The sequence below is a fragment of the Kribbella sp. C-35 genome (assembly GCF_046549195.1).
Lineage (GTDB): Bacteria > Actinomycetota > Actinomycetes > Propionibacteriales > Kribbellaceae > Kribbella.
This window is the reverse complement of record NZ_JAJPWG010000001.1, coordinates 1,285,935-1,311,818: the sequence shown is the minus strand read 5'-3', so window position 1 is coordinate 1,311,818 and position 25,884 is coordinate 1,285,935. Positions and strand designations below refer to the sequence as shown.

29 protein-coding genes are annotated in these 25,884 nt (G+C 68.7%); 14 read left to right on the top strand and 15 right to left on the bottom strand.

The window, feature by feature from the left end; all coding sequences use genetic code 11:
* Positions 1–3 precede the first annotated feature (3 nt).
* Positions 4–654 (bottom strand): hypothetical protein, encoded by a 651-nt coding sequence (locus tag ACLJOO_RS06755; RefSeq protein ID WP_410785933.1) that lies wholly within the window; start codon positions 652–654, stop codon positions 4–6.
* Between the two features lie 138 nt (positions 655–792).
* Between ACLJOO_RS06755 and ACLJOO_RS06750 the strand changes: the two genes are divergently transcribed.
* Complete coding sequence (locus ACLJOO_RS06750) at positions 793–1,539, top strand: D-Ala-D-Ala carboxypeptidase family metallohydrolase (protein ID WP_410785932.1); 747 nt, start codon at positions 793–795, stop codon at positions 1,537–1,539.
* Here the strand turns inward: ACLJOO_RS06750 and ACLJOO_RS06745 are convergent.
* The 3 genes from ACLJOO_RS06745 to ACLJOO_RS06735 are packed head-to-tail and all read right to left on the bottom strand — an operon-like array spanning position 1,536 to position 4,581.
* Entirely contained in the window at positions 1,536–2,093 is a 558-nt protein-coding gene (locus ACLJOO_RS06745; protein WP_410785931.1) for a DUF402 domain-containing protein, read from the bottom strand. The genes ACLJOO_RS06750 and ACLJOO_RS06745 overlap by 4 nt on opposite strands.
* Entirely contained in the window at positions 2,090–3,337 is a 1,248-nt protein-coding gene (locus ACLJOO_RS06740; protein WP_410785930.1) for a DUF445 domain-containing protein, read from the bottom strand. The genes ACLJOO_RS06745 and ACLJOO_RS06740 overlap by 4 nt, the downstream gene beginning before the upstream one ends.
* A 35-nt stretch (positions 3,338–3,372) precedes the next feature.
* Positions 3,373–4,581 carry an MFS transporter gene (locus ACLJOO_RS06735; RefSeq protein WP_410785929.1) on the bottom strand — a complete coding sequence of 403 codons (1,209 nt, stop codon included), beginning with the start codon at positions 4,579–4,581 and terminating at the stop codon, positions 3,373–3,375.
* A 125-nt stretch (positions 4,582–4,706) separates the two neighbouring features.
* Between ACLJOO_RS06735 and ACLJOO_RS06730 the strand changes: the two genes are divergently transcribed.
* Together ACLJOO_RS06730 and ACLJOO_RS06725 are read left to right on the top strand one after the other, a co-directional pair.
* Positions 4,707–5,858: an alpha-hydroxy-acid oxidizing protein gene (locus tag ACLJOO_RS06730; protein ID WP_410785928.1), complete on the top strand. Its 1,152-nt coding sequence runs from the start codon at positions 4,707–4,709 to the stop codon at positions 5,856–5,858.
* Positions 5,855–6,511 (top strand): HAD family hydrolase, encoded by a 657-nt coding sequence (locus ACLJOO_RS06725; protein WP_410785927.1) that lies wholly within the window; start codon positions 5,855–5,857, stop codon positions 6,509–6,511. Before ACLJOO_RS06730 ends, ACLJOO_RS06725 begins: the two co-directional genes overlap by 4 nt.
* On the opposite strand, the gene ACLJOO_RS06720 is transcribed toward ACLJOO_RS06725, so the two are convergent.
* The 3 genes from ACLJOO_RS06720 to ACLJOO_RS06710 are packed head-to-tail and all read right to left on the bottom strand — an operon-like array spanning position 6,505 to position 10,110.
* Complete coding sequence (locus tag ACLJOO_RS06720) at positions 6,505–7,032, bottom strand: hypothetical protein (RefSeq protein ID WP_410785926.1); 528 nt, start codon at positions 7,030–7,032, stop codon at positions 6,505–6,507. The genes ACLJOO_RS06725 and ACLJOO_RS06720 overlap by 7 nt on opposite strands.
* Positions 7,033–7,057: 25 nt before the next feature.
* Positions 7,058–8,137: a 2-oxoacid:ferredoxin oxidoreductase subunit beta gene (locus ACLJOO_RS06715; RefSeq protein WP_410785925.1), complete on the bottom strand. Its 1,080-nt coding sequence runs from the start codon at positions 8,135–8,137 to the stop codon at positions 7,058–7,060.
* Positions 8,134–10,110 (bottom strand): 2-oxoacid:acceptor oxidoreductase subunit alpha, encoded by a 1,977-nt coding sequence (locus ACLJOO_RS06710; protein ID WP_410785924.1) that lies wholly within the window; start codon positions 10,108–10,110, stop codon positions 8,134–8,136. Before ACLJOO_RS06710 ends, ACLJOO_RS06715 begins: the two co-directional genes overlap by 4 nt.
* A gap of 274 nt (positions 10,111–10,384) precedes the next feature.
* On the opposite strand from ACLJOO_RS06710, the gene ACLJOO_RS06705 reads away from it, so the two are divergent.
* From ACLJOO_RS06705 to ACLJOO_RS06685, 5 genes are all read left to right on the top strand, one after another.
* Positions 10,385–11,140 carry a hypothetical protein gene (locus ACLJOO_RS06705; protein WP_410785923.1) on the top strand — a complete coding sequence of 252 codons (756 nt, stop codon included), beginning with the start codon at positions 10,385–10,387 and terminating at the stop codon, positions 11,138–11,140.
* A gap of 10 nt (positions 11,141–11,150) precedes the next feature.
* Positions 11,151–11,507, top strand: coding sequence for an NADH-quinone oxidoreductase subunit A (locus tag ACLJOO_RS06700; RefSeq protein ID WP_131286606.1), 357 nt, complete (start codon positions 11,151–11,153; stop codon positions 11,505–11,507).
* Positions 11,508–11,530: 23 nt separating this feature from the next.
* Complete coding sequence (locus ACLJOO_RS06695; protein WP_410785922.1) at positions 11,531–12,547, top strand: dipeptidase; 1,017 nt, start codon at positions 11,531–11,533, stop codon at positions 12,545–12,547.
* A 4-nt stretch (positions 12,548–12,551) separates the two neighbouring features.
* Positions 12,552–13,901 carry a serine hydrolase domain-containing protein gene (locus ACLJOO_RS06690; RefSeq protein WP_410785921.1) on the top strand — a complete coding sequence of 450 codons (1,350 nt, stop codon included), beginning with the start codon at positions 12,552–12,554 and terminating at the stop codon, positions 13,899–13,901.
* A gap of 181 nt (positions 13,902–14,082) precedes the next feature.
* Positions 14,083–14,310: a hypothetical protein gene (locus tag ACLJOO_RS06685; RefSeq protein ID WP_410785920.1), complete on the top strand. Its 228-nt coding sequence runs from the start codon at positions 14,083–14,085 to the stop codon at positions 14,308–14,310.
* Between the two features lie 4 nt (positions 14,311–14,314).
* Here the strand turns inward: ACLJOO_RS06685 and ACLJOO_RS06680 are convergent, their stop codons facing one another.
* The 6 genes from ACLJOO_RS06680 to ACLJOO_RS06655 all read right to left on the bottom strand — a co-directional run bounded on the left by ACLJOO_RS06680 (position 14,315) and on the right by ACLJOO_RS06655 (position 20,821).
* Positions 14,315–17,254 (bottom strand): helix-turn-helix transcriptional regulator, encoded by a 2,940-nt coding sequence (locus tag ACLJOO_RS06680; protein WP_410785919.1) that lies wholly within the window; start codon positions 17,252–17,254, stop codon positions 14,315–14,317.
* Between the two features lie 104 nt (positions 17,255–17,358).
* A complete protein-coding gene (locus ACLJOO_RS06675; protein WP_410785918.1) occupies positions 17,359–17,523 on the bottom strand; it encodes a hypothetical protein in 165 nt (54 codons plus the stop codon).
* A 14-nt stretch (positions 17,524–17,537) separates the two neighbouring features.
* Complete coding sequence (locus ACLJOO_RS06670; RefSeq protein ID WP_410785917.1) at positions 17,538–17,666, bottom strand: hypothetical protein; 129 nt, start codon at positions 17,664–17,666, stop codon at positions 17,538–17,540.
* Between the two features lie 481 nt (positions 17,667–18,147).
* The gene (locus tag ACLJOO_RS06665) at positions 18,148–18,858 is read right to left on the bottom strand and encodes a GntR family transcriptional regulator (protein ID WP_410785916.1); all 711 of its coding nucleotides are present in this window, start codon (positions 18,856–18,858) and stop codon (positions 18,148–18,150) included.
* Positions 18,855–19,370, bottom strand: coding sequence for a cysteine hydrolase family protein (locus ACLJOO_RS06660; RefSeq protein ID WP_410785915.1), 516 nt, complete (start codon positions 19,368–19,370; stop codon positions 18,855–18,857). The genes ACLJOO_RS06665 and ACLJOO_RS06660 overlap by 4 nt, the downstream gene beginning before the upstream one ends.
* Positions 19,370–20,821 (bottom strand): purine-cytosine permease family protein, encoded by a 1,452-nt coding sequence (locus tag ACLJOO_RS06655; RefSeq protein ID WP_410785914.1) that lies wholly within the window; start codon positions 20,819–20,821, stop codon positions 19,370–19,372. The genes ACLJOO_RS06660 and ACLJOO_RS06655 overlap by 1 nt, the downstream gene beginning before the upstream one ends.
* A 79-nt stretch (positions 20,822–20,900) precedes the next feature.
* Here ACLJOO_RS06655 and ACLJOO_RS06650 point away from each other — a divergent pair, with 79 nt between their 5' ends.
* Genes ACLJOO_RS06650 through ACLJOO_RS06635 form a run of 4 tightly spaced genes read left to right on the top strand, consistent with a single transcriptional unit; the run spans position 20,901 to position 23,989 of the window.
* Positions 20,901–21,749 (top strand): alpha/beta fold hydrolase, encoded by an 849-nt coding sequence (locus tag ACLJOO_RS06650; RefSeq protein ID WP_410785913.1) that lies wholly within the window; start codon positions 20,901–20,903, stop codon positions 21,747–21,749.
* A 4-nt stretch (positions 21,750–21,753) separates the two neighbouring features.
* Positions 21,754–22,311, top strand: a complete 558-nt coding sequence (locus tag ACLJOO_RS06645) for an NADH-quinone oxidoreductase subunit B (protein ID WP_410785912.1) — start codon at positions 21,754–21,756, stop codon at positions 22,309–22,311.
* Complete coding sequence (locus ACLJOO_RS06640; protein WP_410785911.1) at positions 22,308–23,060, top strand: NADH-quinone oxidoreductase subunit C; 753 nt, start codon at positions 22,308–22,310, stop codon at positions 23,058–23,060. Before ACLJOO_RS06645 ends, ACLJOO_RS06640 begins: the two co-directional genes overlap by 4 nt.
* On the top strand, positions 23,057–23,989 hold the full coding sequence (locus ACLJOO_RS06635; protein ID WP_410785910.1) for a GNAT family N-acetyltransferase: 933 nt from the start codon (positions 23,057–23,059) through the stop codon (positions 23,987–23,989). The genes ACLJOO_RS06640 and ACLJOO_RS06635 overlap by 4 nt, the downstream gene beginning before the upstream one ends.
* A 368-nt stretch (positions 23,990–24,357) precedes the next feature.
* On the opposite strand, the gene ACLJOO_RS06630 is transcribed toward ACLJOO_RS06635, so the two are convergent.
* Positions 24,358–24,930: an ImmA/IrrE family metallo-endopeptidase gene (locus ACLJOO_RS06630; protein ID WP_410785909.1), complete on the bottom strand. Its 573-nt coding sequence runs from the start codon at positions 24,928–24,930 to the stop codon at positions 24,358–24,360.
* A gap of 15 nt (positions 24,931–24,945) precedes the next feature.
* Entirely contained in the window at positions 24,946–25,323 is a 378-nt protein-coding gene (locus tag ACLJOO_RS06625; protein WP_410785908.1) for a helix-turn-helix domain-containing protein, read from the bottom strand.
* Positions 25,324–25,464: 141 nt separating this feature from the next.
* Here ACLJOO_RS06625 and ACLJOO_RS06620 point away from each other — a divergent pair, with 141 nt between their 5' ends.
* Positions 25,465–25,605 carry a hypothetical protein gene (locus ACLJOO_RS06620; protein WP_410785907.1) on the top strand — a complete coding sequence of 47 codons (141 nt, stop codon included), beginning with the start codon at positions 25,465–25,467 and terminating at the stop codon, positions 25,603–25,605.
* 65 nt (positions 25,606–25,670) lie between these two features.
* The gene (locus ACLJOO_RS06615; protein ID WP_410785906.1) at positions 25,671–25,871 is read left to right on the top strand and encodes a DUF2188 domain-containing protein; all 201 of its coding nucleotides are present in this window, start codon (positions 25,671–25,673) and stop codon (positions 25,869–25,871) included.
* The last annotated feature ends 13 nt before the right edge of the window (positions 25,872–25,884 follow it).

The window sequence follows — 25,884 nt, the reverse complement described above, 5'->3', positions numbered from 1 at the left end:
CCGTTACCCCTTCGCGGCGGCGTCGAGCGCGGAGCGGAGCCAGGTGGGACCGTCGTACGCCGGCTCGCGATGGGCGAACTGTTCCGTCAGCTCGGCACCGAGCTCGTCGGTCGTCGTCCAGCCCTGGCTGATGAAGGACCGGGCCAGTCGGCCGAGGTCGGACAGGTCGAGGCCCTGGCCGTCGGCGAGGTCGGCCAGCGTGCGGGCCGGCCCGGTGACCGGGAGGCCCTCGATCACGCCGCACTGGTCTTCCTTGACCGAGCGCGGGTGGACCGTGACGCCGTCGGGCAGTGCGTTGCGGGCCCGGCCGGAGAACTCGATCTCGTCGCCGCCGACGGTTCCAGCGCCGTACAGCTGAGCAGCGGATCGGTGCGACACGACCAAGGTGGTCAACGACCGCTCCCACGCGGGGGTGGCTTCGGCCAGCAGCCAGGTCGCGTACAGGGTCGGATGCGGATGACTCGCGCCGGCACGGACCCGAAGCACACCGTCGACGACCGGCTCGACGATCTCGGCGTCCTGGAGTTGTGCGAGGACCTGGTCGGTCACCTCGCCACGCAATTGCGCGATCGCCACCAGACCGTGCTGGCCCTCGGCCAGTGTGCAGATCCGCGCGAACGCGTCGAGCACGCGCGGGCGTGCGAAGCCCTTCATGGACCTCATCATTCAGGGCGCGAGGTTCAGAAAGATGAACGGGCGGTGACGGAAAGTTTCATCAAGTACTGGCCAAGAGGCGGAAAATGACGGAATGCTGGTCCGGGACAGGTTCCTTCACCGCCCCGGAGGTGTCCGATGTCCCTGATCAGATCCATGCCGCGGATGTTCGCAGTACTGCTGCTGTTCGTGGCGACTCTCACCGCTTCACAGGTCGTGGCCACAACGGTGGCTCACGCGGACGGCTGTTACACGTGGGGCCGTCAGCTCAGTCAAGGCATGTCCGGTGCGGACGTGCGGCAGTTGCAGATCCGGGTCTCCGGATATCCCGGGTACGGCGCGCACCTGGCGATCGACGGCGAGTTCGGCCCGGCGACGAAAGCCGCGGTCCAGCGATTCCAGGCCGCCTACGGGCTGGCGCAGGACGGAGTCGCTGGCTCGGCCACGTTCACCAAGATCTACGCGCTGCAGGACGACGACTGCACGCCGATCCACTTCACGTACGCCGAGCTCGACGACGGCTGCGGCGGATCGGGGTACGACGGCGGTCCGCTGTCCGAGGCAGCGACCAAGGCCAACGCGCTCGAGACGATGTGGCACCTGGAGGCGTTGCGGCACGCGCTCGGTGACCAGCCCCTCAACATCACCAGCGGTTTCCGCAGCTACTCCTGCAACAGCCAGGTCGGCGGCGCCAGCAACAGCCAACACCTCTACGGCCGATCCGCGGACCTGGTCGGTGTCCACTCGCTCTGCACCCTTGCCAAGCAAGCTCGCTACCACGGCTTCGGCGGCATCCTCGGCCCCGGCTACCCCGGCCACAACGACCACACCCACGCGGACATCCGCACCAGCAACTACTGGAGCGCCCCGAACTGCGGCATCTAATCGAGGGGGCGATCTCCAAAGCCGGTCAGCGGCGGTAGCCCAAGCGCTACCGCCGCTGCCAGCCGGTCCCAGCCGACGCGGCCGAACGGCTCCACGCGGGCCGTAAAGTCGTGCTCCAAACCACGAGCGGCTTGCTCAGCCGCGTCACGCTCCACGTCGCTGACCAGCCCGACCGCGTGCGCTTCCTCCAGCTCGTCCCAGTCCTCGGTGCCGACCGTCCCGTCCGGCCGCCGAAAGGGATCCAGCTCCAGATCCTCGAACGTCCACTCTGCCCCGGCCAGCACCGGCGGCGTACTCACATCGACGTGGATGAGCCCGCTCGCCCGGAAGTACGCGAACCACCACCCGTCGCGCGGAACGAGCTGCACACAATGCTCACCCGGCCCGCCCGGCCCGAGCTGAGCCATCTCGCAGAACTCACCGTTGTTCGCGCGATACCACGACCGCGCAGGCGTGTAGAACCAGCTCCCGAAAGCATCAGAGCCCATCGGGTACGCCGACCACAACCCAGACCCCTCCGGCCGTTTCCGCTTGCGGATGTACGTCGTGTTCACAGCAGCTGGCTCAAGGTGTGGATGGTGAGGCCGACGAGGGCTCCGACGACGGTGCCGTTGATGCGGATGAACTGGAGGTCGCGGCCGACGTGGAGTTCGATGCGGGCGGCGGCTTCGCGGCCGTCCCAGCGTTCGATGGTGTCGGAGATGACCGAGACGATCTCGCGGCCGTACGTGCGGACGACGTACCCGACGGCCTCGGCCGCCCGGCTGTCGACCTTCGCGCGCAGCGCATCGTCGTCCTGGAGTCGTTGCCCCAGGTCCTGCAGCGCCCGGACCGCCCGCGCCCGGAGCGTGCTGTCCGGGTCGTTGATCGAGTCGATCAGGGCGGTGCGCATCGCGTCCCAGACCGCGGTCAGGCTCGAGCCCATGTCCGGGTGGGTCAGCATCCGCGCCTTCCACGCCTCGAACCGCGCCATCGTGTCCGGGTCGTGCTGCAGGTCGTGGGCCAGCTGCCCGAGCAGCCGGTCGATCGCCCGCCGCGCCGGATGCGACTGGTTGTCCCGTACGTCGGCCAGCCACGCCAGCGCCTCGCGGTGGATCCGGTCGATCACCATCCGGTCCACCCAATGCGGTGACCACCGCGGCGCCCGCGGCCCGACGACATCCGCCAGCAGGTCCCGGTTGTCGGCCAGCCAGTCGTGCGCCTCCACCAGCAAGAGGTCGAGCAGCGCGTGATGGGCGCCGTCGTCCACCACGGACTCCACGAAGTGCCCGGCGATCGGGCTCAACGGCTCCTTCACGAACCGCGGCAGCAGCGACCCGCTCACGAACGCGGTCACGTCGTCGTCGCCGAGTTTCGGCAGCGCCGCCCCGACCGTGCGCGCGCCTTCGGCCACGATCCGCTCGGCGTGGTTGCCCGCGGCCAGCCACTCACCGGCCCGCCGGCTGACCTCCGCCGTCCGCATCTTTTCCGAAACGACGTCTTCGGACAGGAAATTTTCCGTCACGAACTGCTCGAGACTTTCCGCCAGGCTGTCCTTCCGGGTCGGCACGATCGCGGTGTGCGGGATCGGCAGCCCGAGCGGACGCCGGAACAGCGCCGTCACCGCGAACCAGTCCGCCAACGCGCCCACCATCGCCGCTTCGGCCGCCGCGTTCACGTACGCCCAGCCGCCGCTGCGGTGCAGGGTCACCACGTAGATCACCGCGGCCAGCACCAGCAGCGCCAACGCCACCGACCGCATCTGCCGCAGCCCACGCCGCCGTACCAGATCGGCCGCGCCCAAGGTCAAGGTCGCCATACCCCGATCTAACCAAGTCCACGGTGACGAACCCCTCAGGCAAGTACCTGAGTGGACCCGCGTCGTTCCATGAGACCGGAGATCGCGGCCAGGATCAGCCCCGCGACGGCGAGCGCGGCGCCGAGGCGGCTGGGCCATTCGTAGCCGTAGCCGGCCGCCAGCACGACGCCGCCGAGCCAGGCGCCGAGTGCGTTGGCGATGTTGAGCGTGGAGTGGTTCAGCGACGCGGCCAGCGACTGGCCTTCGTGCGCCACATCCATCAGGCGGGTCTGCAGCGCCGGCACCAGGATGCTCGCGGAGCAGCCCATCGCGAACACACCGATCAGCGCGCCCGGCCGGGTCTGCGCGAGCCAGCCGAACGTTCCCAGTACGACGGCGACCGCGACCAGCCCGCCGTACACGCTGCCCATCAGCCAGCGGTCGGCGAGGCGTCCGCCGAGGACGGTGCCGACGGTCATGCCCACGCCGTACACGCCCAGCACGATCGTCACGGCGGACTCGGTGAAACCGGCCAGGTCCGTCATCGTCGGCGTGATGTACGAGTACGTCGCGAACATCCCGCCGAACCCGACCATCCCGACCAGCAGCGCCATCCACACCTGCGGCCGGGCCAGCGCGCTGAGCTCGCTGCGGACGTTGACGTCGCTCCCGACCGGCTGCGGCGGCACCCAGAACCAGACCGCGACCAGCGTCAGCAACCCCAGGACACCGACCGCGAGGAACGGCACCTGCCAGCCGAGCTGCTGCCCGAGCAGGGTCGTCAGAGGTACGCCGATGATGTTCGCGACCGGGAGCCCGACCATCGTCATCGACACCGCGCGCGCCCGCCGATCCGGCGCCACCATCGATGCGCCGACCACCGCGCCGATCCCGAAGAAGGCACCGTGCGGCAGGCCGGACAGGAACCGCGCGGCCAGCAGGAACTCGTAGCTCGAGGCAACCGCCGACAGCACGTTGCCGACCACGAACACCGCCACCAGCCCGAGCAGCAACCGTTTCCGCCCGGTCCGCGCGCCGAGCGCCGCGATCACGGGAGCGCCGACCACGACGCCCAGCGCGTACGCCGAGATCACGTGGCCGGCCGTCGGGATCGAGATGTGCACGCCGTCCGCGATCTGCGGCAGCAGCCCCATCGTGACGAACTCGGTGGTCCCGATCGCGAAACCGCCCGTCGCCAGCGCGAACAGCGCGAGGTTGAGGTGTCGCCCAGCAGTGCCAGCGTCAGGGGCGACTGAACTTGTCACACGTGATTCTCGCACTGGACCGCCAGGCCATCACAATCGGCGCCGCCCGCGGCCGCTGAGCGCATTGACCCCGGAACCACCCTCGTTGTGATGGCCTGGCGGTCCCCGTCATGCAAGGATCCGGCATGGCCAACTTCGGTGATTACCAGTTGCAGATCTACCTGCAGGGGATGCTGCAGGGAGTGACGCCGGAGATCACGACCGACCTGGCGCGGCTGGAGTCGCAGGCGGCCGGGAAACTGCCGGCCGAGGCGATGGGGTACGTCGTGCCGAGCGCCGGCGAAGGCTCGACCGCGCGGGCGAACCGGGCCGCGTTCGACCGCTGGCGCCTGGTGCCGCGGATGCTCCGCGGCAGCACCGAACGCGATCTCTCCTGCACGATCCTCGGTACGGCGATGCCGGCGCCGGTCCTGGTCGCGCCGATCGGCGTACAGACCCTCGCGCACCCGGACGGCGAGCTGGCGACCGCACGCGCCGCGGACACCCTGGGCCTGACCTACACGCACTCGACCCAGGCGAGCCACGCGATCGAACAGATCGAGGCGACCAGCAAGTGGTTCCAGCTGTACTACCCGACCGACCGCGACGTCTGTCTGAGCTTCCTGCAACGCGCGAAGGCCGCGGGGTACGCCGTACTCGTCGTCACCCTGGACACCGGGACGATCGGCTGGCGGCCGGCCGATCTGGACCGCGGGTTCCTGCCGTTCCTGAAGGGAGAGGGGCTGGCGAACTACTTCAGCGACCCCGCCTTCCGGGCGAAGCTGGCCAAGCCGATCGAGGAGGACCCCGGCGCGGCGGTGATGCACTGGGCGCAGATGTTCCCGAACGTCGGCCTGTCGTGGGACGACCTCTCGTTCCTGCGCGACAACTGGGACGGCCCGATCGTCCTCAAGGGCATCACCCACGTCGAGGACGCCAAACTCGCGGCCGAGCACGGCGTCGACGGCCTCGTGGTCTCGAACCACGGCGGCCGCCAGGTCGACGGCGCGATCGCCTCACTGGACGCACTCCCGGCGATCGCGGAAGCGGTCGGCGAGCAGCTCACGATCCTCTTCGACTCCGGCGTACGCACCGGCGCCGACGCGGCCAAAGCACTGGCCCTCGGCGCGAAGGCGATCCTCCTAGGCCGCCCATTGCTCTACGGCCTGGCTCTAGCCGGCCAAGCCGGCGTAGAACACGTCCTCCGCTGCTTCCTCGCCGAACTAGACCTAACCCTCGCCCTCTCCGGCCACGCCAACCACCGAGAACTCAACCGCGACTCGGTAGTCCGCGCATGAAGGCGGTTGTGTTTGATTTGGACAACACGTTGTTCGATCACACGGGGTGTGCGGTGGCGGGGCTTCGTGGCTGGGTTACGGGGCTTGGGATCGCGCCTACGGAGGAGCTGATCGCTGAGTGGTTCGTGATCGAGGAGGATCAGTTCGGCCGGTTTCTGGCGGGGGAGCTCACGCATCAGGGGCAGCGGCGGGGGCGGCTGCGGGCGTTCCTTCCGGTGCTCGGTCTCCCGGTTCCGGCGACGGACGCCGAGTTGGACGAGGTGTTCGAGGGGTACCTCACGCAGTACGTGAACAACTGGATCGCGTACCCGGACGCCCGGCCTGCGCTGGAAGTTGCTCGGGGCAACGGGTGGCGGATCGGCGTGCTCACGAACGGAAGTACCAAGCAGCAGAACGCGAAACTGCAGGCGATCGGACTGGCCGACTTGATCGACGTGGTTTGCACGTCAGAAGCACTCGGTGTCAGCAAGCCCGATCCGTTGGCCTACCAGCGTGTCTGTGAAGCGCTGGGCGTCGAGCCGGGCGAGACGCTGATGATCGGCGACAACCTGGAGCTGGACGTGCTGGCCGCGCGACGAGCCGGGCTGGCTGCGCGGCATCTGGACCGTGCTGCGGGCGACACTCTCGCCCAGTTGCTCGAAGCCCGTCAGTAGCCGCGAGACTCGGCGCCGGGTGAATCCTTGCGCCACGCGGATGCCGCCGGTCGCGCGTCCGGCCGGCTGGCGACCGCGCCGGTCGGCGAGGGATAAGCGGGGTCGTACGCCGGCCCGGCGTCCGCCTGCTGTTCGGCCGGAAGGTGGCGTGACAGCCGCTCCGCGAAGTCTGCCACCGCGGCGATCTCCTGGTCCTGGGAGACATGGACCGCCCACTGAGTGCCGGGGAGGCGGTGCTGAACGACCACGGCCGAATCGTAGGAGGACTCCGGGCGGAAGAGCTCATCCGGGCCAACCGGCTTCACCAGCAGGTTCCGCGCCGGATCCAGCGACGTCTGACCGATCCGGCCGGGATCACCCAGGCGTACCGGCCGGTCGGAGTAGAAGTCCTGGCCGCCGCGCACGGGCTTGTCCTGATCCCGCGCGTTACAAGCGTCCCGCACTGCCCGGACGACTTCACTTCCACTGATCGACCGACCGAAGTGCACCGTCTGCTGGATCGGTTCGCCGCTCTCCGCCATGCGGCCAACCTGCCACGCAAACGGGTCAGTTCACCGTCCAGGTGTCCGCGCCGGTGACCAGGGACTGCAGGTCGCCGGTGCCCTGGGTTTCCTGGGCGGTGGTGATCTGCTGGCGGACCAGGTCGTCGTACGCCGGGCGCTCGACAGACCGGAAGACGCCGATCGGGGCCTGGTGCAGGACGCCGGCGTCGGTCAGCCGGGACAGGGCGAACGCGTACGCCGGGTCCTCGGTGTGGGCGTCGTGGACGACCAGGTCCGACTCGCCGCCGGGCAGGTCGGCGACCTCGCGGACGGCCAGTGAAGCGAAGCCGTCCCGCACCACGCCGAGGTGCCCGTCGGTGCCGAAGCGGATCGGCTCGCCGTGCACGAGCGGGATGATCGCGTCGTCCCGGGTCTCCGGGTCCTTGAACGCCTCGAACGCGTTGTCGTTGAAGATCGGGCAGTTCTGGTAGATCTCCACGAACGCCGTACCGCGGTGCTCGGCTGCGGCCCGCAGGACCGAGGTGAGGTGCTTGCGGTCCGAGTCGACGGTGCGCGCCACGAACGTCGCCTCCGCGCCGAGCGCCAGCGAGACCGGGTTGAACGGGTTGTCCACCGAGCCCATCGGCGTCGACTTCGTCACCTTGCCCGGCTCCGACGTCGGCGAGTACTGCCCCTTGGTGAGGCCGTAGATCCGGTTGTTGAACAGCAGGATCTTCAGGTTCACGTTCCGCCGCAGCGTGTGGATCAGGTGGTTGCCGCCGATCGACAGCGCGTCGCCGTCACCGGTCACCACCCAGACGCTGAGGTCCGGCCGGGCCGTCGCGAGCCCGGTCGCGATCGCCGGCGCGCGGCCGTGGATCGAGTGCATGCCGTACGTCGACAGGTAGTACGGGAACCGGGACGAGCAGCCGATCCCGGAGACCATCGCGACGTTCTCGCGCTTGATCCCGAGCTCGGGCAGGAAGCCCTGGAAGGCCGCGAGTACGGCGTAGTCACCGCACCCGGGGCACCAGCGGACCTCCTGGTCCGACACGTACTCCTTGCGGTTCTGCGGCTCGGTCGCGGCCGGGACGCCTTGCAGTCCTCCGGGCAGGCTCGGCATACCGAGCTCTACGGCGCTCATCGTGCACCTTCCGTCTTGAGATGACCGTTCTGGTCGGCCAGTGCCTCGCCGTGCTTGACGGCGGCCGCGGCCGCCCCCAGGTGGCGGGCGTCGTCGTCGATACCTTCGGTCTCCTCGACCAGGTTGCCGATCACCTCGGCCAGCTCCGCGGCGCCGAGCGGCATCCCGCGGACCTGCGCGTACGAGACGACGTCGACCAGGTACTTGGCGCGCAGCAGCATCGCCAGCTGGCCGAGGTTCATCTCCGGCACCAGGACCTTGTCGTACGACTTCAGTACGTCGCCGAGGTTGGACGGGAACGGGTTCAGGTGTCGCAGGTGCGCCTGCGCGATCTTGCCGCCGACCTTGCGGACCCGGCGGACAGCGGCGCCGATCGGGCCGTACGTCGAACCCCACCCGAGCACCAGGACCTTCGCCGTACCGTCCGGGTCGTCGACCTCCAGCGGCGGAACGGTGATGCCGTCGACCTTCGCCTGCCGGGTGCGGATCATCAGGTCGTGGTTGGCCGGGTCGTAGGAGATGTTCCCGGTCTTGTCCTCCTTCTCCAGACCGCCGATCCGGTGGTCCAGGCCCGCCGTACCGGGAACGGCCCAGGCACGGGCGAGGGTCTCCGGGTCGCGCAGGTAGGGGAGGTACTTCGGGGCGCCCTTGTCGTCGGTCGCGTTCGGCTCGACGGTGAAGTCCGGGTCGATCGTCGGCAGGTCCTCGACGACCGGGATCTGCCACGGCTCGGAACCGTTCGCCAGGTAGCCGTCGGACAGCACCATCACCGGCGTGCGGTAGGTGATCGCGATCCGGGCCGCCTCGACCGCGATCGCGAAGCAGTCCGCGGGGGACTGGGCGGCGAGCACCGGCAGCGGCGCCTCGCCGTTGCGGCCGAACATCACCTGCAGCAGGTCGGCCTGCTCGGTCTTGGTCGGCATACCGGTCGACGGTCCGGCGCGCTGGATGTCGCAGACGACCAGCGGCAGCTCGAGCATGATGCCGAGGCCGATCGTCTCGGACTTCAGGCTGATCCCGGGACCGGACGACGTGGTGACGCCGAGGGCGCCGCCGAACGACGCGCCCAGGGCGGCGCCGACACCGGCGATCTCGTCCTCGGCCTGGATCGTGGTGACGTTGAACCGCTTGAGCTTGGACAGCTCGTGCAGGACGTCGGACGCCGGGGTGATCGGATACGCGCCGAGCACGAGCGGCAGGCCGGCCCGCTGGGCGCCCGTCACCAGGCCGTACGCCAGCGCGAGGTTGCCGGAGATGTTCCGGTAGGTGCCGGCGGCCATCCTGGCCGGCTTCACCTCGTACCGGACCGAGAACTCCTCAGCGGTCTCACCGAAGTTGTAGCCCGCGCGGAAGGCCGCGATGTTCGCGTCCCGGATGTCCGGTTTCGACGCGAACTTGGTCTGCAGGAAGGTGATCGTCGACTCGACCGGCCGCTGGAACAGCCAGGACACCAGGCCGAGCGCGTACATGTTCTTCGCCCGGGACGCGTCCTTGCGGGAAAGACCGAACTCCTTGACCGACTCCACCGTCATGCCGGTCAGGTTCAGCGGTACGACGTGGTAGCCGTCGAGCTCGCCGGTCTCCAGCGGGTTCTCGTCGTACCCGATCCGCTTCAGGTTGCGCGCGGTGAAGTCCGCGGTGTCGACGATCAGGGTCCGGCCCCGCGGCACGTCCTTGAGATTCGCCTTCAGCGCCGCCGGGTTCATGGCGATCAGCACGTCGGGCGCATCACCCGGCGTGAGGATGTCGTGGTCGGCGAAGTGGAGCTGGAACGACGACACTCCCGGCAGGGTTCCGGCTGGTGCCCGGATCTCGGCGGGGAAGTTGGGCAAGGTCGACAGATCGTTGCCGAACGATGCCGTTTCCGCTGTGAACCTGTCCCCCGTGAGTTGCATCCCGTCGCCGGAGTCGCCGGCGAAGCGGATCACCACGCGGTCGAGCTGCTTGACCTCGATGGTCACTGTTCTGTTCATCTCCAAGTCAGAGCTTGGGTCGGCCGGCCGCCTTGTGAGCGACACGTCGATCCCCCCGTCAGGGCGATAACCCCAATATTAGTTCGCCCTTAGTACGGAATCATGCGGAAGCCCCGGTGGTCCACAGCCTGGGACGCGGTGTTACAAGGTGATCCGGTCGGGTAGGGGCGAAACCGGTCTGTGCTGGTGTCACCGTGCGCAAGCGCTCGCTTGCGATCCGGAGTGAGAACCGGCAGGGTGGCCCCATCTAGCTGTGGATTCAGGGAGTTGCTTCATGCGCCGTGTGCTGATCGGACTGCTGGCTTTGCTGATGCTGGGCTGCGCAGCCCCGATCGCGTCCGCGGTCCCGTCACCGGCGCGGACCGCGAAGATCTACAGCATCCGTACGACGGACGCGACCAAGGGCGTGATCACGGTCGTCGGGACGTTGTCGCCGGCGCCCGCCACGGGCACCAGGATCCCGTTGCACCAGTGGATCCCGTCGGTGAAGCGCTGGCAGGAGGTCGCGCACGGGTACTCGTCGGGCAGCAGCGTGACGATCACCACCGTCCAGCCCGGGTCGGTCCGGACGTACCGGATCGCGGTCGGCCCGCAGGCGCCGTACGCCGCGGCGATCTCGCCGATGATCAGCTTCAAGCACTACGTGTGGCGCGGGATGTTCAAGAAGGGGCTGCTGGCCGCGGGCGGAGCGGGCCAGCCGCAGTTCACCGTCGTACCGCCGAAGGAGGGGCCGCGGCGGTCCGAGGCCGACCTGCTGGCGGACCAGGGCGGGTACGTCTGGGGTGACGTCGACTCGACCGGGTGCCGGTACTCGCGGAATTGGCTCGGCAACCTCACCGACGGGCTGGCCCGGGTGTCGCTGCACAACGGAACGAAGGCGATGACGTCGGTCCGGATGCAGCAGGAGACCGAGACCTGGCTGAACTACGACATCACCGGCGTGACCCGCCTGCGCCTCCAGGTCGCCGACGTCCGCTCCGGCTACGGCCCGTACGTCTCCATCGACTCCCTCCTGCTCTGCACGAACTAGACTCCTGCCTGTGTCGGACAGCTATGGCGTCATCGCCGCGGTGGTCGCGCTCGGCCTTGTTGGGCTGCTCGGCGCGTTCGCGCTGAACAAGGCGCTGACGGTCACGTATCCGACCGAGGGCAAGCTGAAGACGTACGAGTCGGGCGTCGACCCGGTCGGCGAGGGCTGGGCCCAGGTCCACATCAGGTACTACCTGTTCGCGTACCTCTACGTGATCTTCGCCGTGGACGCGATCTACCTGTTCCCGTGGGCGACGATCTTCGCGACCCTCGGCGTCGCGACCCTGATCGAGATGTTCGTCTTCCTGGCCTTCGTCGCCGTCGGCCTGCTGTACGCGTACCGCAAGGGCGTCCTGCGCTGGACCTGACCGGCCGACTTCGAGGGGGAACGATGGACCTGCACCGCGACGCGGTGGTGGCGGATGCGCACAACGATCTGCTGATGCTGGTGGCGCGGCGGCCGAAGGAGGTCTGGTCCGCGTACTTCCGGGAGCGGTGGATCCCGCAGTTGCGGGACGGCGGCGTCGACGTCCAGGTCCTGCCGGTGTTCATCGACTCGGAGTTCCTGCCCGAGGGGGCGCTGCGCGAGACGCTCCGGATGATCGAGGCAGCGCACCGGATCGCCGAGGCGAACGCCGACGAGGTCGCGCTGTGCACGGCGCCCGGCGAGATCGAGGCCGCGACCGCGGCGGGCAAGATCGCGCTGGTCCTGGCGCTCGAAGGCTGCCCGCAGATCGACACCGACCTCGAGCTCCTGCAGACCCTCCAGCGACTCGGCATCCGGATGGTCTCGTTCACGCACTTCGGGCGCAGCGCGCTCGGCGACGGATCCGGTGAGGACGCGACCGGAAGCCGGCTGACGCACGCCGGTGTCGAGGCGGTACGGCTCCTCGAAGAGCTCGGCGTACTGATCGACGTCTCGCACGTCGGCCGCGCCGGCACCGAGCACATCCTCGAACTCGCCACCCGGCCGGTCGTCGCCTCGCACTCCAGCGCGTTCGCGCTACGAGAGCACCACCGCAACCTGACCGACGAGCAGCTCCGCGCGATCGCCGCGACCGGCGGCGTGATCTGCGTGAACTTCTTCGCCGGCTTCCTGACCACCGCCGAGAAGCCGACCGTCGATCACCTGGCCGACCACGTTCTGCACATCCTCGACGTCGCCGGCGAAGACCATGTCGGATTCGGCAGTGACTTCGTCGCGGAGGTCTTCGGCGAGAAGATCCCGGCCTGCGACCGGCCGGTGGTCATCCAGGGCCTCGACGCCGAGCTGTACGTCCCCGGCCTCGAAGGCCCGGCCGGGATGCCCCTGGTCACCGACGCCCTGCTGGCCCGGGGACTGCCCGAAGCAACCATCCGGAAGGTCCTCGGCCAGAACCTGGTCCGGGTTCTCTCATCCAAGGAGTGACGACGTGCAGAGCTGGCTGGACGACAACCTCGCGGACCTGATCACGAAGCACGGCGTACCGGCGGCCTCGGTCGCCGTCCTGGCCGACGGCGAGGTGAGTACGGCGGCCGCGGGCATCCTCAACCTGGACACCGGCGTCGAGGCGACTGTCGACTCGGTGTTCCAGGTCGGGTCGATCACCAAGCTCTGGACGACCACCCTGATCCTGCAGCTGGTTGCCGAGGGCAAGGTCGATCTCGACCGGCCGGTGCGGGACTACCTGCCCGAGTTCAAGCTCGCTGACGAGGAGGCCGCCGCGGTGATCACGCCGCGCCAGCTGCTCACCCACTCCAGCGGGTTCTCCGGGGACGCCTTTACCCCGACCTCGCGTGGTGACGACGCGGTCGAGCTGTTTGTCCGGGACGTGCTGCCCGGGCTGGCGCAGGAGGTGCCGCCGGGCGCCGGATTCTCGTACAACAACTCCGGCTTCGTGGTGCTCGGGCGGATCGCCGAGGTCCTGTTCGGGAAGCCGTTCCACGAGCTCGTCCGGGAGCGTATCGCCGTACCGCTCGGGCTGGAGCACGTTGCGACGATCGCGGACGAGGCTCTGTTGTACCGCGCGGCGCTCGGGCATGTGGCGCCGAAGCCGGGTGCTCCGTTGCAGACCGCGCCGGTGTGGAGCCTGGTGCATGCGATGGCCCCGGCCGGGTCGTTGCTGGCGATGAGCGCTCAGGACCTGCTCACGTTCGGCCGCGCCTACCTGGACGCGACGCTGTTCGACCGGGCGACGATCGATCGGTTGTGGGAGCCGCAGATCGACGTACCGGCGATCGGCGGGTTCGCGCAGCACTGGGGAGTCGGCTGGATGATCTTCGACGTCGAGGGCGGGCGGCTGTACGGCCACGACGGCGGGACCGTCGGCCAGTCCGCGTTCTTCCGGCTGGTGCCGGAGAAGGGCGTCGCGGTCGTGCTCCTCACCAACGGCGGCAGCACGGGACCCTTGTACGACGAACTGGTCGGCCACATCCTCCGCGAGACGGCTGGGGTCGAGCTGCCGACCCGGCCGGTGCCGCCTGAGCGACCGGTGGAGATTTCCGCGGAACTGGTCAGCGGCCGCTACACCGGCGTACTGGTGCAGGCCACGATCAGCGTCCAGGACGGGGAGTTCTGGGTGCTCGACGAGGCGGTCAGCGACGAGGCGCGGCTGGTGTACCCGGAGCCGCGCCGGACCAGGCTCGTCGCGCTCGACGACACCCGGTTGATCGCGGCCGAGGCGGAGAACGGCACGCACGAGGTGCTCGCCTTCCGCGGGTCGGCCGACGGGCGTGCGGCGTACCTGTTCCGGAGCGGCCGGCTCACGCCGCGCAGTCACTGAAAGTAGTCACGTCCCGCCGTTCCGGACTTGTTGCCCGATCACCGTATGTGTTTGCAAGGGGCAACAAAACGTGAGTTTCAAGCGCTGGGATGACGGTATGCGTACAGCTAGTCGCCAAGCGACGCCATCGGGGTTATGGTGATTACTCGGGGGAACGGGGCGAACACGTGGCGGTGAGGCTATGTCGTGGCAACTGTGGGTATTGATAGCCCTTACTGCGGCCGGGCTCGTGCTGCTGGCCGCAGTGCGGATGCGGCGCGCCCGCAAGGTCTTCGACGACATCACCGAGCTCGATCGCCCCACGGCCGAGCGCCCCGCCGAATCGGCGCCTGTGGGTGACGACCTGGCCCGCGCCAGGGCCCGCCATCTGCAGACCGCAGCCGACGACCAGCACCGCAAACACGGGTAGCGGCTCAGTCCCCGTCGAGGAGGCCGTCGCGGCGGGCTACCGCGGCGGCTTCCGTGCGGGAGCGGACGCCGAGCTTCGCGAGGATGTTCGACACGTGCACGCTGACGGTCTTCTCGCTGATGTACAGCTCCCGCGCCAGCTGCCGGTTGGTCCGTCCCTCCGCCAGCAACCGCAGTACTTCGGTCTCCCGCGACGTCAAGGCACTGGCGCCACCGGTGTCGACGCCGCCGGCCTCCTCCAGGAGCGGGCGCGCGTTCAGCTCGCGACCGACCTCGGCCGCCAGCGCCGTCTGCTCGTTCGCCTCGGCGACCCGGCCCGCGGCGCGTAGTGCGGCCGACAGGCGGATCCGCGACCAGGCCTGCTCGAAGACGTACCCGTAGCCGAACGCATCCGTCGTCCGCTGCCAGGCGGCAACGTGCTCCTCCGGCGTCGGCGCGTCGATCCCGGCCAGCCAACGCAGCCGATCCCACTCGGACTCCAGCCGCGCGATCCAGGCGAGACCTTCGACGCCCATCAGCCGCCCCGGCGGCAGGCCCTTCTCCGCGGTCGCCTGCCCGAGGTTGAGCAGCTCCGCACCGCGCGCGACCAGCTCGGCCGCGGCCGACGGCTCGCCGACGGCGCGGTGGCACAGCAGCTGCAATCCGAGGGCCGAGAACCGGATCCGCGCGTAGAACCATTCGGTCTGGAACACGTCGGCGCACAGCGCGGACACGTCCGCGATGAGCTTCTCCGCCTCGGCCGGCTTGTCGAGCACGCGGTACGCGTCGACGGCCGGCTGCAGCCCGATGATCGGCAGCATGATGTCGAGATCCCACCACTTCCGGGACTGCTCGAACTCCTCCGCGACCGCGGTGTCGCCCCGCCCGCCGCGGACCGAGAACTCCACCGCCCGCAACGCCGCCGCGGCCGCCGCCGGCGTCATCGCGTCCGTCCGGGCAGTCGCCGCCGCGTCGTCCCACTCGCCGAGCATGAACTGGGTCAGCGCCAGCATCCGGCGCGCGTCGAACCCGTACGCCGCCCATTGCCGCCCGAGCTCACCGGCCCGCTTCGTCGCGAACGACAACGAGGTCTTCGCGTTCAGCAGGTCGCCCTGCTCGTAGTGCGTCGACCCGAGGAGGAACCGGCTGCGTACCTCGGCGGCGGAGTCGCCGAGGAGCTGCGCCCGTACGGCGGCCTCCTCGAGCTGCTTCGCGGCGGTCTCCGGATCGCCCGCCCGGCGACGGAGCTGCGCCAGCGTGATCCCGGCGTCGCTGGCCGCAGACTCCTGGCCGGCCTCGCGGGCGATCTCGAGCGCCTTGTGCGCCCAGCGTTCCGCCTCCATCGGGCGGCCGAGCGCGTCGGACACACGGGCGTACAGCGACGCGACCTGCGCCTTGAACACACTCGACGGCTCGTCCTGGACCAGCTTGAGAGCCTGCGAGACGGCCTCGTTGGCCTCCTGGTCGTTGTCGATGATCAACGCGATGTCGGCCAGCGGCAGGAGCAGCTCCGCGCGCTGCAGCTTCGGCGCATCGGCCGGCAGATCGACCAGCGCCTTCCGGAGCAGCTTGAGCCCCCGCAGGTGCTGCGACGACAAGGTGGCCGCCGTCGCCGTGTCGACGATCAGCCAGGTCTTGTCGACCGTGCTCGTCGGCGCCGCGTTCGGGAACAGTTCGAGGGCCATCTCGTAGTGCTTGAGCGCCTCCTGCGGCGCGGCGACCGACAGCGCTTCCTGACCGGCCCGGACCCGGGCCTCGAACGCGGTGGCCAGGTCGTGCGACCGGGTGGCGTGCCCGGCCAGCTCGGCCGCGGTGCCCGCAACGGTCTGGCTCTCCAGCTCCTGCACGTACGCCGCGTGCTGGCGAACCCGCTCGCCCGGCAGCAGATCGTCGTACACGGCCTCGGCGAGGAGGGCGTGGCGGAAGTAGTACCGATCGCTGGTCGGTACGTCGATGATGTGGGCGTCGATCAGCTCGCGCAGGGCGTCGTCGAGCTCGCGATCCGGGAGCTTGGCGACGGCGGTGAGCAGGTCGTGTGGAACGCGGCGGCCGGCGACCGCGATCACCCGGGCGACCTGGCGGGCCTCGTCGGACAGCGGATCGAGGCGGACCAGCAGCAGATCGGCGAGATCGGGCGGCACGGTCTCGCCGTCGCCCATCGAGGCCGCGGCGGCCAGCTCCTCGGTGAAGAACGCGTTGCCGCCGGCCCGCTCGAGGATGCGGCGCTCCTCGACCGCGGGCAGCGGCGTGCTGAGCAGCGAGTGCAGCAGCGTGCGGGACTCGTCGGCGTCGAGGGGCAGCAGGTTCACTCGGCGTACCCGGGGGTTTCGGGACCACTCGACCAGCGGGCGACGCAACGGGTGCCGGCGGTGCAGGTCGTCGCTGCGGTACGACACCACGAGCGTCAGGCGTTGCGAGGTCAGCCGGGTGATCAGGAAACCGATCAGGTCCCGGGTCGAGTCGTCGGCCCAGTGGGCGTCCTCGATGATCACCAGCTGCGGCTCGCTGGTGGCGAGCGCGGTGAACGCGCCGAGGACGGCGTCGAACAGGGCGGCCCGGTCGAGCTGACCCTCCTGCGGCACCGGTTGGGCGCTCAGCAGGCGGTGCGCCGGGAGCAGCCGGCCGATCGCCGGGAAGTTCGTCAGCACGCCCTCGACGAGGTCGGGGCGGTCGCCGGCCAGCCGGCCGAAGATCTCCGAGAACGGCTGGTACGGCAGGCCGGCGTCGCCGAAATCGGTGCAGTGCCCGACCAGGACGCCGAACCCGCGCTCGTGCGCGCCGGTCGCCACCTCGTCCAGTAACCGGGTCTTGCCGACGCCGGCGTCACCGGACAGCAGCACGGCGCCGGCCCGACGCGTCTTGGCGTCGTCCACGGCGCTGAGCAGAGTGGCCATCTCGGATGAGCGGCCGACGAGAGGTGTCGAATTCCAGGGCACGTCGTCCATCTTCGCCCCTGGCGCCGACACAAATCGACGGTATCCCGTCCGTTGACTGCTCCCGGTCTTTCTCCCAGACGCAGAAACGTCGTCCCTGATCGCGAGTTCTCGATCAGGGACGACGGTTTCGGCGGTCATGCCGCCGGGCGGGGTCGGAGGGCGTGGCGCGGCTCGGACTGCGTGGTCCGCTCCTTGCGCTGCCGGCGGTTCGCGGCCCGGAAGTCACGCTTGGCGCGCTCCAGCCGGTAGGCCGTCTCCGCCTTCACGGCGTCGGGGGTCAGTGGCATGTTGATCATCATGGTTTTCCCTCCCTTCAGGCTTTCCGGCCGAACAGGTGGCTGATGGTCCGGCGGCTCCGGGTGTTCCGGGTCTGCCGGAAGTCACGGCTGAGGCGCTCCCTGCGGTAGTTGACCTCTGCCTTGACCGATGCGTTGCTGAACATGTGTTCCTCCGTTTTTCGGTGCCGGCTGCTTGCCGACAGGTGTAAATCTGCCCGTCTGAGGAGGGGCGGCACATCGGAAGTCCTCCCTATCCCCGGGGACCGGGGCTCCCTAGGTGTTCTGAGGGGGTCCTAGGGGTCCTTGGGGGGTCCTGAAAAGACGGTGGCGCGGCCGGCTCCGAAGAGCCGGCCGCGCCGTGGGGGAGGGGGCTGGGGCGGTGATCGAGCGGTCACATCGCGGGACGGGTCCGAAGCTCCGGCGCGCAGGGCTGGGGCGGCCGCGGCGCTCGCTTGGGCAGGAACCACAACGGACGCTGGAAGTCCCGCCGAATCTTCTCCTGCCGGTACTTCATCTCTGCCCGCACCGCGTCAGTCGAGTAAACAAACATGATGTCCTCCGAGCTCCTGTCGATGAGAAGACAGTGCGCCCCTGAGGAAGCCCCCCACATCAGCACAACTCCCTATGCCCGAGGCAACAACCCCCTTAGCTGCGGTAGGTCAGGCTGAGTTCGTAGTGGGTGGGGTCGAGGAGTTCGTCGGCGTGTTCGGCGAAGGTGTCGGTGGCGGTCCAGCTGGTTCGGGTGGTGTGCAGGAACCAGGTGCCGTGGGGGCGGGCCAGGTGGCCGGCCTCGACGGGGGTGAGTGGGCGGCCGCGGAGGCGTTGCTCGCAGTGGTCGAGGTACAGCCCGGCGCGGTTCAGCGTGACGCTGATCGACCCGTTGTCCAGGCCGCGTTCTGGCAGGTCCCGCAGCGACTCGATAGCCGGAACCCGGCTGCGTTCGAGCGAGATCGCCGTACCGTCCGTGAGCTGCCGGACCCGCTCGATCACCACCACCTCCGGCGACGGCAGACCGAGCCGAGCAGCCAGCGCGGGATCCTCCTCCAGCTCGATCCGCACCGTCCGCATCCGAGTCTCTACGCCCTGCTCGGACAACGCGTGCGTCCACCCCAATCGCCCGTCCAACGGTCGCCCGTCGAACAGCACGTACGACCCCTTGCCGGTGTGCGTCGCGATCAGCTCGTCCTCGGCGAGTACAGCGAGCGCGGCGCGGACCGTGTTGCGACTGACCGAGAACCGTTTCGCCAGCTCGACCTCACCGGGCAGCTGCGTGCCCCGCCGTACGACGCCGGACTTGATCTCCCGCGCGAGCACCCGCGCGATCCGCTCGTGTTTCAGGGAGATCCGGCGCATCATCGCAACTGCTCCACGCTCACGATCTCCAGCATCGGCGCGTACAACCGCATCAGGTCGATCGCCTTCCGATGGTTCTCCGCGGTCGACCCGGCGCACGCCTCCTCGACGACCTGAACCTGTACGCCGGCATCCACCGCGGAAAGCGCTGTACTGATCACGCAGCAGTCGGTCGCCACACCGGCCAGCACCAGCCGCCCGTCGGCCCGCGCCGCCAACTCAGGGCCCCAGGCCCCGAACGTGGTCTTGTCGAGAGTTGGAGCACCCTTGAACTCGTCGACCAGCTGATAATCCTCGGAGTCCGCCGGCTGCAACGCGAACGGGAACTGCTCGTAGTACCCGACCCACGCACCCTCCGGCTGCTCCGGCGCCACGAACCGCGTGAACACCACATCCGGCGCGAACAGCCTGATCAGCTCCCGAGTCGGCTCGACGACCCGCTGGAAATCCGGCGTCGCCCAACCCGACGCCGGGTCCGCGAAGATCCGCTGCAGGTCGATGAGGGCCAGCACCATCAGGCCTCCTGACGCCGTACGGCGGACCGCCCGCCGAACCACTGCACGACGAAACCGAGCACCAGCGCGACCAGTACGCCGAGGTTCGCGTACGCCCACGCGCCTTCCTTGCCGCCGAGACCGAACGCCCCGAGCAGGTACCCCTGCCAGGTCAGCCACGACGCCAGCGTGTTCGTGACGAGTCCCCACCCGATGCCGGTGGCAACGACCATCGTCGCGACGGGCAGCCACTGCACATCGCCGTACCGCCCCGCCGGCCGGTAGAGGTCGTCGTCGGAGTAGTCGCGCCGCCGGGACGCGATGTCGGCGAGCATGATCCCGCACCACGCCGCGATCGGTACGCCGAGCGTGATCAGGAACCCTTGGAACTGCCCGAGGAACTCGCCGCCGTAGAACACCACGTACACGGTCCCCGCGATCATCACCACACCGTCGATGAACGCCGCGACGTACCGCTTCACCGGCAACCCGAGCGACAGCAGCGCGAGCCCGGACGAGTAGATGTCCAGTACGGCGCCACCCACCAGCCCGAGCACCGCCACGATCACGAACGGCACCAGGAACCACGTCGGCAAGGCCTCGGCGAGCGCCCCGATCGGGTCCGCGCCGATCGCCTTCGAAAGATCCTCCGAAGACCCCGCCAGCAGCAGACCGAACACCAGCAGTACGACGGGAGCCAGCGAACCGCCGAACGTGGTCCAGCCGACCACGCCGCGGCTCGACGCCCGGCGCGGGAGGTACCGCGAGTAGTCCGCGGCCGCGTTCACCCAGCCGAGCCCGAAGCCCGTCATCAGGAAGACCAGCGCGCCGATCACGGCCTGCGCGGACCCGCTCGGCAGCGCGGAGACGGTGCTCCAGTGGATCTGGTCCGCGACCAGGATGATGTAGACGACCGTGAGTACGCCGGTGACGATCGTGATGACTGTCTGCGCCCGCATGATCAGGTCGAACCCGAGTACGCCGCAGGCAACCGTCAGCAGACCGACCACGAGCAGTGCGATCACCTTGGTCAAGGTTCCGCCGCCCCAGCCGAGCCGCTCGAAAACGGTTGCCGTGGCGAGAGTCGCGAGGATCGTCAGCACGGTCTCCCAGCCGACGGTCAGCAACCAGGAAACGAGTGACGGCAACTTGTTTCCGCGGATTCCGAACGCGGCCCGGCTGAGCACCATGGTCGGCGCCGAACCACGTTTTCCGGCGAGCGCGATCAGCCCGCAGAGCAGGAACGAGAACACCACCCCGATCAGCCCGGCGATCACCGCCTGCCAGAACGAGATCCCGAACCCGAGCGCGAACGCGCCGTAGCTCAGTCCGAGCACGGACACGTTGGCGCCGAACCAGGGCCAGAACAACTGGTTCGGACGGCCTTTCCGGTCCGCGTCCGCGATCACGTTCAGCCCGTTGCTCTCCACCGCGAGCGCGCGGGTCTGCTGCACCTCGACCTGGTCGGTCATCTCGGCTCCTTCTGTGGACCTGTTCAGTCCTGTTCAATCACGGTAAGCCTGGCCGATCGGGTGGTCAACAATGAATGCCATGGAGCTCAGCGCGGAGGTCGACGGGTTCAGGCTGGCGTACGACCGGAAAGGGGAGGGCCCGGCGGTCGTGCTCCTGCACGGATGGCCGGGGGATCGCACCGATTACCGGCTGCTCGCGCCGTTGCTGGTGGAGCGCGGGTGCGAGGTGGTGGTGCCGGACCTGCGAGGTTTCGGTGAGTCGGACAGTCTGTCCACGGATCCGAAGCAGTACGGCGTGGACGCGCAGGCTCGCAGCGTCGCGGCGCTGGTGGAGGAGCTCGGGCTGGAGCGTCCCGTTCTCGCGGGGTACGACATCGGGAGCCGGATCGCGCAGGGGATCGCGCGTACGCAGCCGGAGCTGATCGAAGGGCTGGTGATCGCGCCGCCGCTGCCGGGGATCGGGAAGCGGGTGTTCTCCGAGCAGGCGCAGGCGGAGTTCTGGTACCAGGCGTTCCACCGGTTGCCGGTGATCGAGGAAATGATCGACGGAAAACCGGATGCGGTCCGTTCCTACCTGAATCATTTCTGGACGCACTGGTCCGGGCCGGGGTTCGAGCCGGAGCTGGATCACCTGGTCGAGGCGTACTCGGCGCCGGGCGCGTTCACGGCGTCGATCCAGTGGTACCGGGCGGGAGCGGGCGCGGTCGCGGTGTCGGCAGCCGAGACGGCGCCACCGTCGTACGACCGGATCGCCGTACCGACTGTGGTGCTGTGGCCGGAGTTCGACCCGCTGTTCCCGCGGGCCTGGTCCGACCGGGTGGACGACTTCTTCAGCGACGTCCGGTTGCGGCATGTGGACGGCGTCGGTCACTACGCGCCACTCGAGTACCCGGAGATCCTCGCGGAGGAGATTGTCGGACTAGGCTGACCACATGGCCGAGATCGAGCTGGGGATGCCGACCGTGCGGCCGGCGGTGGGTGCGTTGGCGAAGCTTGCGCCGCAGCCGGTTCGGTACCTGCTGAACTGGGGCCGGAAGTACTCGCTCTGGGTGTTCAACTTCGGCCTGGCGTGCTGCGCGATCGAGTTCATCGCGGCGTCGATGGGCCGGCACGACTTCATCCGGCTCGGCGTGATCCCGTTCGCGCCCGGACCGCGGCAGGCCGACCTGATGGTGGTGTCGGGCACCGTGACCGACAAGATGGCGCCGGCGATCAAGCGGCTGTACGACCAGATGCCGGAGCCGAAGTACGTGATCTCGTTCGGTTCCTGCTCGAACTCGGGCGGCCCGTACTGGGACTCGTACTGCGTGACGAAGGGCGTCGACCAGATCATCCCGGTCGATGTCTACGTGCCCGGTTGCCCGCCGCGGCCGGAGGCGTTGCTGCAGGGCATCCTCAAGCTGCAGGAAAAGATCGCCGGCGAGACCCTGGCAAGCCGGTACGACGAGCCGTCCGCGGCCGCCCTCACCCGGGGGCTGGTGCAGCCTTGAGCACCGACGCACTCGAGGCGCTGACGAGCGCCGGGATCGCCGCGACGTCGGCGGACAGCTTCGGCCCGACCGCGCTCGACGTACCGCCCGAGTCGTGGGTCGCGGCGCACGAGGTACTGCGGGACGCGGTCGGTCTCACGTTCTTCGACTTCCTGAGCGCGTCCGACGAGCTCAAGGACGGGTTCCGGGTGGTGTCGCATCTCGCGGACTTCTGGGGCGGGTCGCATGTCGACCACGTGCTCGTGCGGACGTTGGTGCCGCGGGAAAACGCTGTACTTCCGACGCTGTCCGAGTTGTACGCCGGGGCGAACTGGCACGAGCGGGAGACGCACGAGATGTTCGGGATCGCCTTCGAGGGGCATCCGAACCTGACGACGCTGCTGCTGCCGGACGAGTTCGAGGGACACCCGCTGCGGAAGGAGTTCGTGCTCGCGTCGCGCGTCGCGAAGCCGTGGCCAGGCGCGAAGGAGCCCGGCGAGTCGGACCACGCCCCGTCAGGCGCCCCCAGCCGCCGCCGCACCCTCCCACCCGGCGTCCCCGACCCAGAAACCTGGGGCCCCCGCCCACCCGGCTCCCCCGCCCCAGACCCCCTGGCCCCGGCTGAGGCCGCGGCAACCCCAGCCCGCCCCCGCCGCGCAGGCGCCGCCGGAGAACGCCGAACCCGCCGCCAGTCAACGTCCGCCGCACCGCCGAGCGAGCCGCCTGCTGATCCGTCGGCGGGGGATGCGCCGTCGGATGGGTCGTCGTGATTCCGGCGGCGGAGGAGTTGGCGCGGTACACCCTCGAGCGGCAGCATCCGATCACGCGGGCCTGGGTGGATGACGCGCAACGCCTGGCGACGCTCGCCGAGGAACATGCGGCGCTGGACATCCTGCTGGCCGAGGACCTGGAGATCGCCGTCCAACGCACCGACCGACTGGCCCCCGGGAAACCGCCCGAGGCCATGCTCAACCGCTGGGTTGCCATAGGCAACGACCTGCACGCCATGCTCAGCATGCGCTTCGAAAACCTCAACCCCACAAGGCCGTTCGTCGACGCAACCCCAATGAGCCGGTCACCGAAACCCTCCGACCTACCCGCACTAGCCGCGGCCGCCCAAGAACACTACGGAATCCACCACCCGCTCTACGTCCGCCTATGGACCGCCGATGCAGCCATCCCCGGCACCGCCCCGGACCGCCGCTTCCTCGCCGCCCCCATCCGTGAGCTCCGCGCGTACGACGTACCGCCCGGCCTAGCCCTCCGCCAGGCGAAAACCGTCGACCACTACGACGAAGCCCGCCATGCGTACGCCGCAGTAGACGCCGACCACCCGCATCACCCCGAGGAAGCAACCATCCAGGACCGCGACGACCTCCAGGAGGCAGCGGACGAAGGCCTGCTCTTCGACGTCACGGTGAACGACGAATGGGCCGGCTACGCCGCGGCCATCATCAAGCCGTACGACGCCCTAGGCCTCCCCGCGTACGTCGTCCGCGAACTGGTCCTGGCCCCACAACACCGAGGCCACGGCTACGGCCCCCACCTCAGCGCCCTCCTCGCCCAGTCCCTCCCCGACCCCACCCGAATCCTCATCGGCACCATCCACGAAGCCAACCACGGCGCCCGAACCGCAGCCCTGAAATCCGGCCGCCAAGACATCGGCGGCTGGCTTCAACTCCCCCTCAGTCAGGCCTGAGCGAGTCGCTCAGTCGGCTGACCGGTCAGGTTGGCGATGAGTTGCGCCTAGGCATCGTCGATCCAACCATCGCCCGTACACAGTTGGCACGTCACCGTGCCCTCGTCCCGTGGCGCCAATACGTCGTTCATCGACGAGAAATCCTTTGCCGCCGCAGGTCGGGTATTCGATTTTTGCTACGTGCGGCCGCTCGAGTTGTAGTCGTTGTCCTATTGGAGGCAGCCTGCTCAGAGGTGAATTTGGGGTCAATGAGCGTAGGGGGCCAAGTGCGACTTCCTACGACATGACGCCAAGGCGCGTGTGAGGCGTTCGGGGGGATAACCAGCGCTACCCAGCCGGGCGCGCCCCGCTAGGTATGCGCGGATGGATCATCGCTTGAACATCTTGCGGCCGCCACTCATGTTGACCCGCCATCTGACCATCTCTTCGCTGCAGCCGAACTTGCGAGCGGCATCCTCGTGCGTAAGGCCTGCCTTTGCGATCCACCGAGCGCCCTTGCCAGTGATGATGAGCGCCCCGCCGAGGTATGCCGCCTCGTCTTCGATGTCCGATTTCCAGTTCCGGCAACCACGCTCGTCGATGGCCGGCACGGGGTCGTGCATCAGGATTCCGTGAGCGAGCTCATGCGTCAGGTTGCTTAGTTGGCGACCGGGCTCGGCAGCATCGTTGTGAACGATGACGCGCTTTCTGCCTCTGAACACGGTCATCGCCGAGAGCGGTGATCCCCGCGGCGTCGATAGTGAGGCGATCGCATCTTCCAGTCCGTCGTGCTCCGCTGTGTCGACGCGACGATGCAAGTCTGACAGCCTCCACACCGGGATGCTGAGGTGTTCGGCTAACTCGTGGGCGTTGATCGGTTGGAGGTTCGTGAGGCCGAGCTCGCTTCGAGTGTCCTCGGCTGTGCGCTCGGCTTCTGCCTTGAAGCCGCGGGCGAATCCCATGCTCGTGGCCTCTCGCTACTCCGAGCGATCCTGCTCAACGACCGCATCGTAGGTCGCGCGTATGACCTTTGAGATCGCGTCGGCTTGAACCTCACTGAGGTTCTTGTCAGCGCGTAAGTAGGTCGAGATGAGCGCGAGTGGCTCGCCCGTATCTGGATCCGGCTGCTCACTTTGCACGCGTACGACAAAGTCATCTGCGCGTAGACCAGCCCAGTCCACTAGCGCGGCCAGGCTATCGACGTCGGGACGTCGACCTTGGGCGAGCCTGGTGAGCGTCGATGGGCTCACCTTGGCGCGTTTGGCCACGTCCTTCCACATGAGATTTCGATCGGCGCGGGCGTGATCCAGCGCCTCGTAGAACGAGACCGCATCGAAGTAGCCGCGATCGCTCATCCGTACCTCCAGTTGCACATTCGACGGCTAGTTGCGCGAAGCGAACTGGCCGGTCTAGACTCAGTTTCGCTCTAGACGGTTAGTTTCACTGTAGCCGTCTAGAGGGTTATGGAAAACGGTTCAGCACGTTAGGAGCAGCACATGGCAAGCAAGTCGTCGAGCGGCGGACAGCGTGGTCGGAGCGCGATCTCCGGCCGATTCGTCAAGCAGTCGACCGTCAAGAAGAGCCCCAAGACCACGGTCAACGAGTCCACCAGCAAGAAGGGCAAGGGCAAGAAGTAGTCCTCGCTTCCACGTAGTAACCGATCCCCTGGAGTTAGAAACATGGCAGTTCGGAAAAGTACTGGGTGAAGTACATCAGTGAGATGTGGCACGTGCGTCACAACAGCGAGACGCTCAGCAAGCACTTCACAAAGGCGGTCGCAGTTGACGCCGGTGTGAAGGTCGCCAAGGCCAACGCCCCGAGCTCGCTCTACATCTGCCTGAAGGATGGCACGATCGAGGAGGAGCGTACCTATGAGGACGATCCCTTCCCGCCGAAGGGCTGAGTCACGGAGGCCG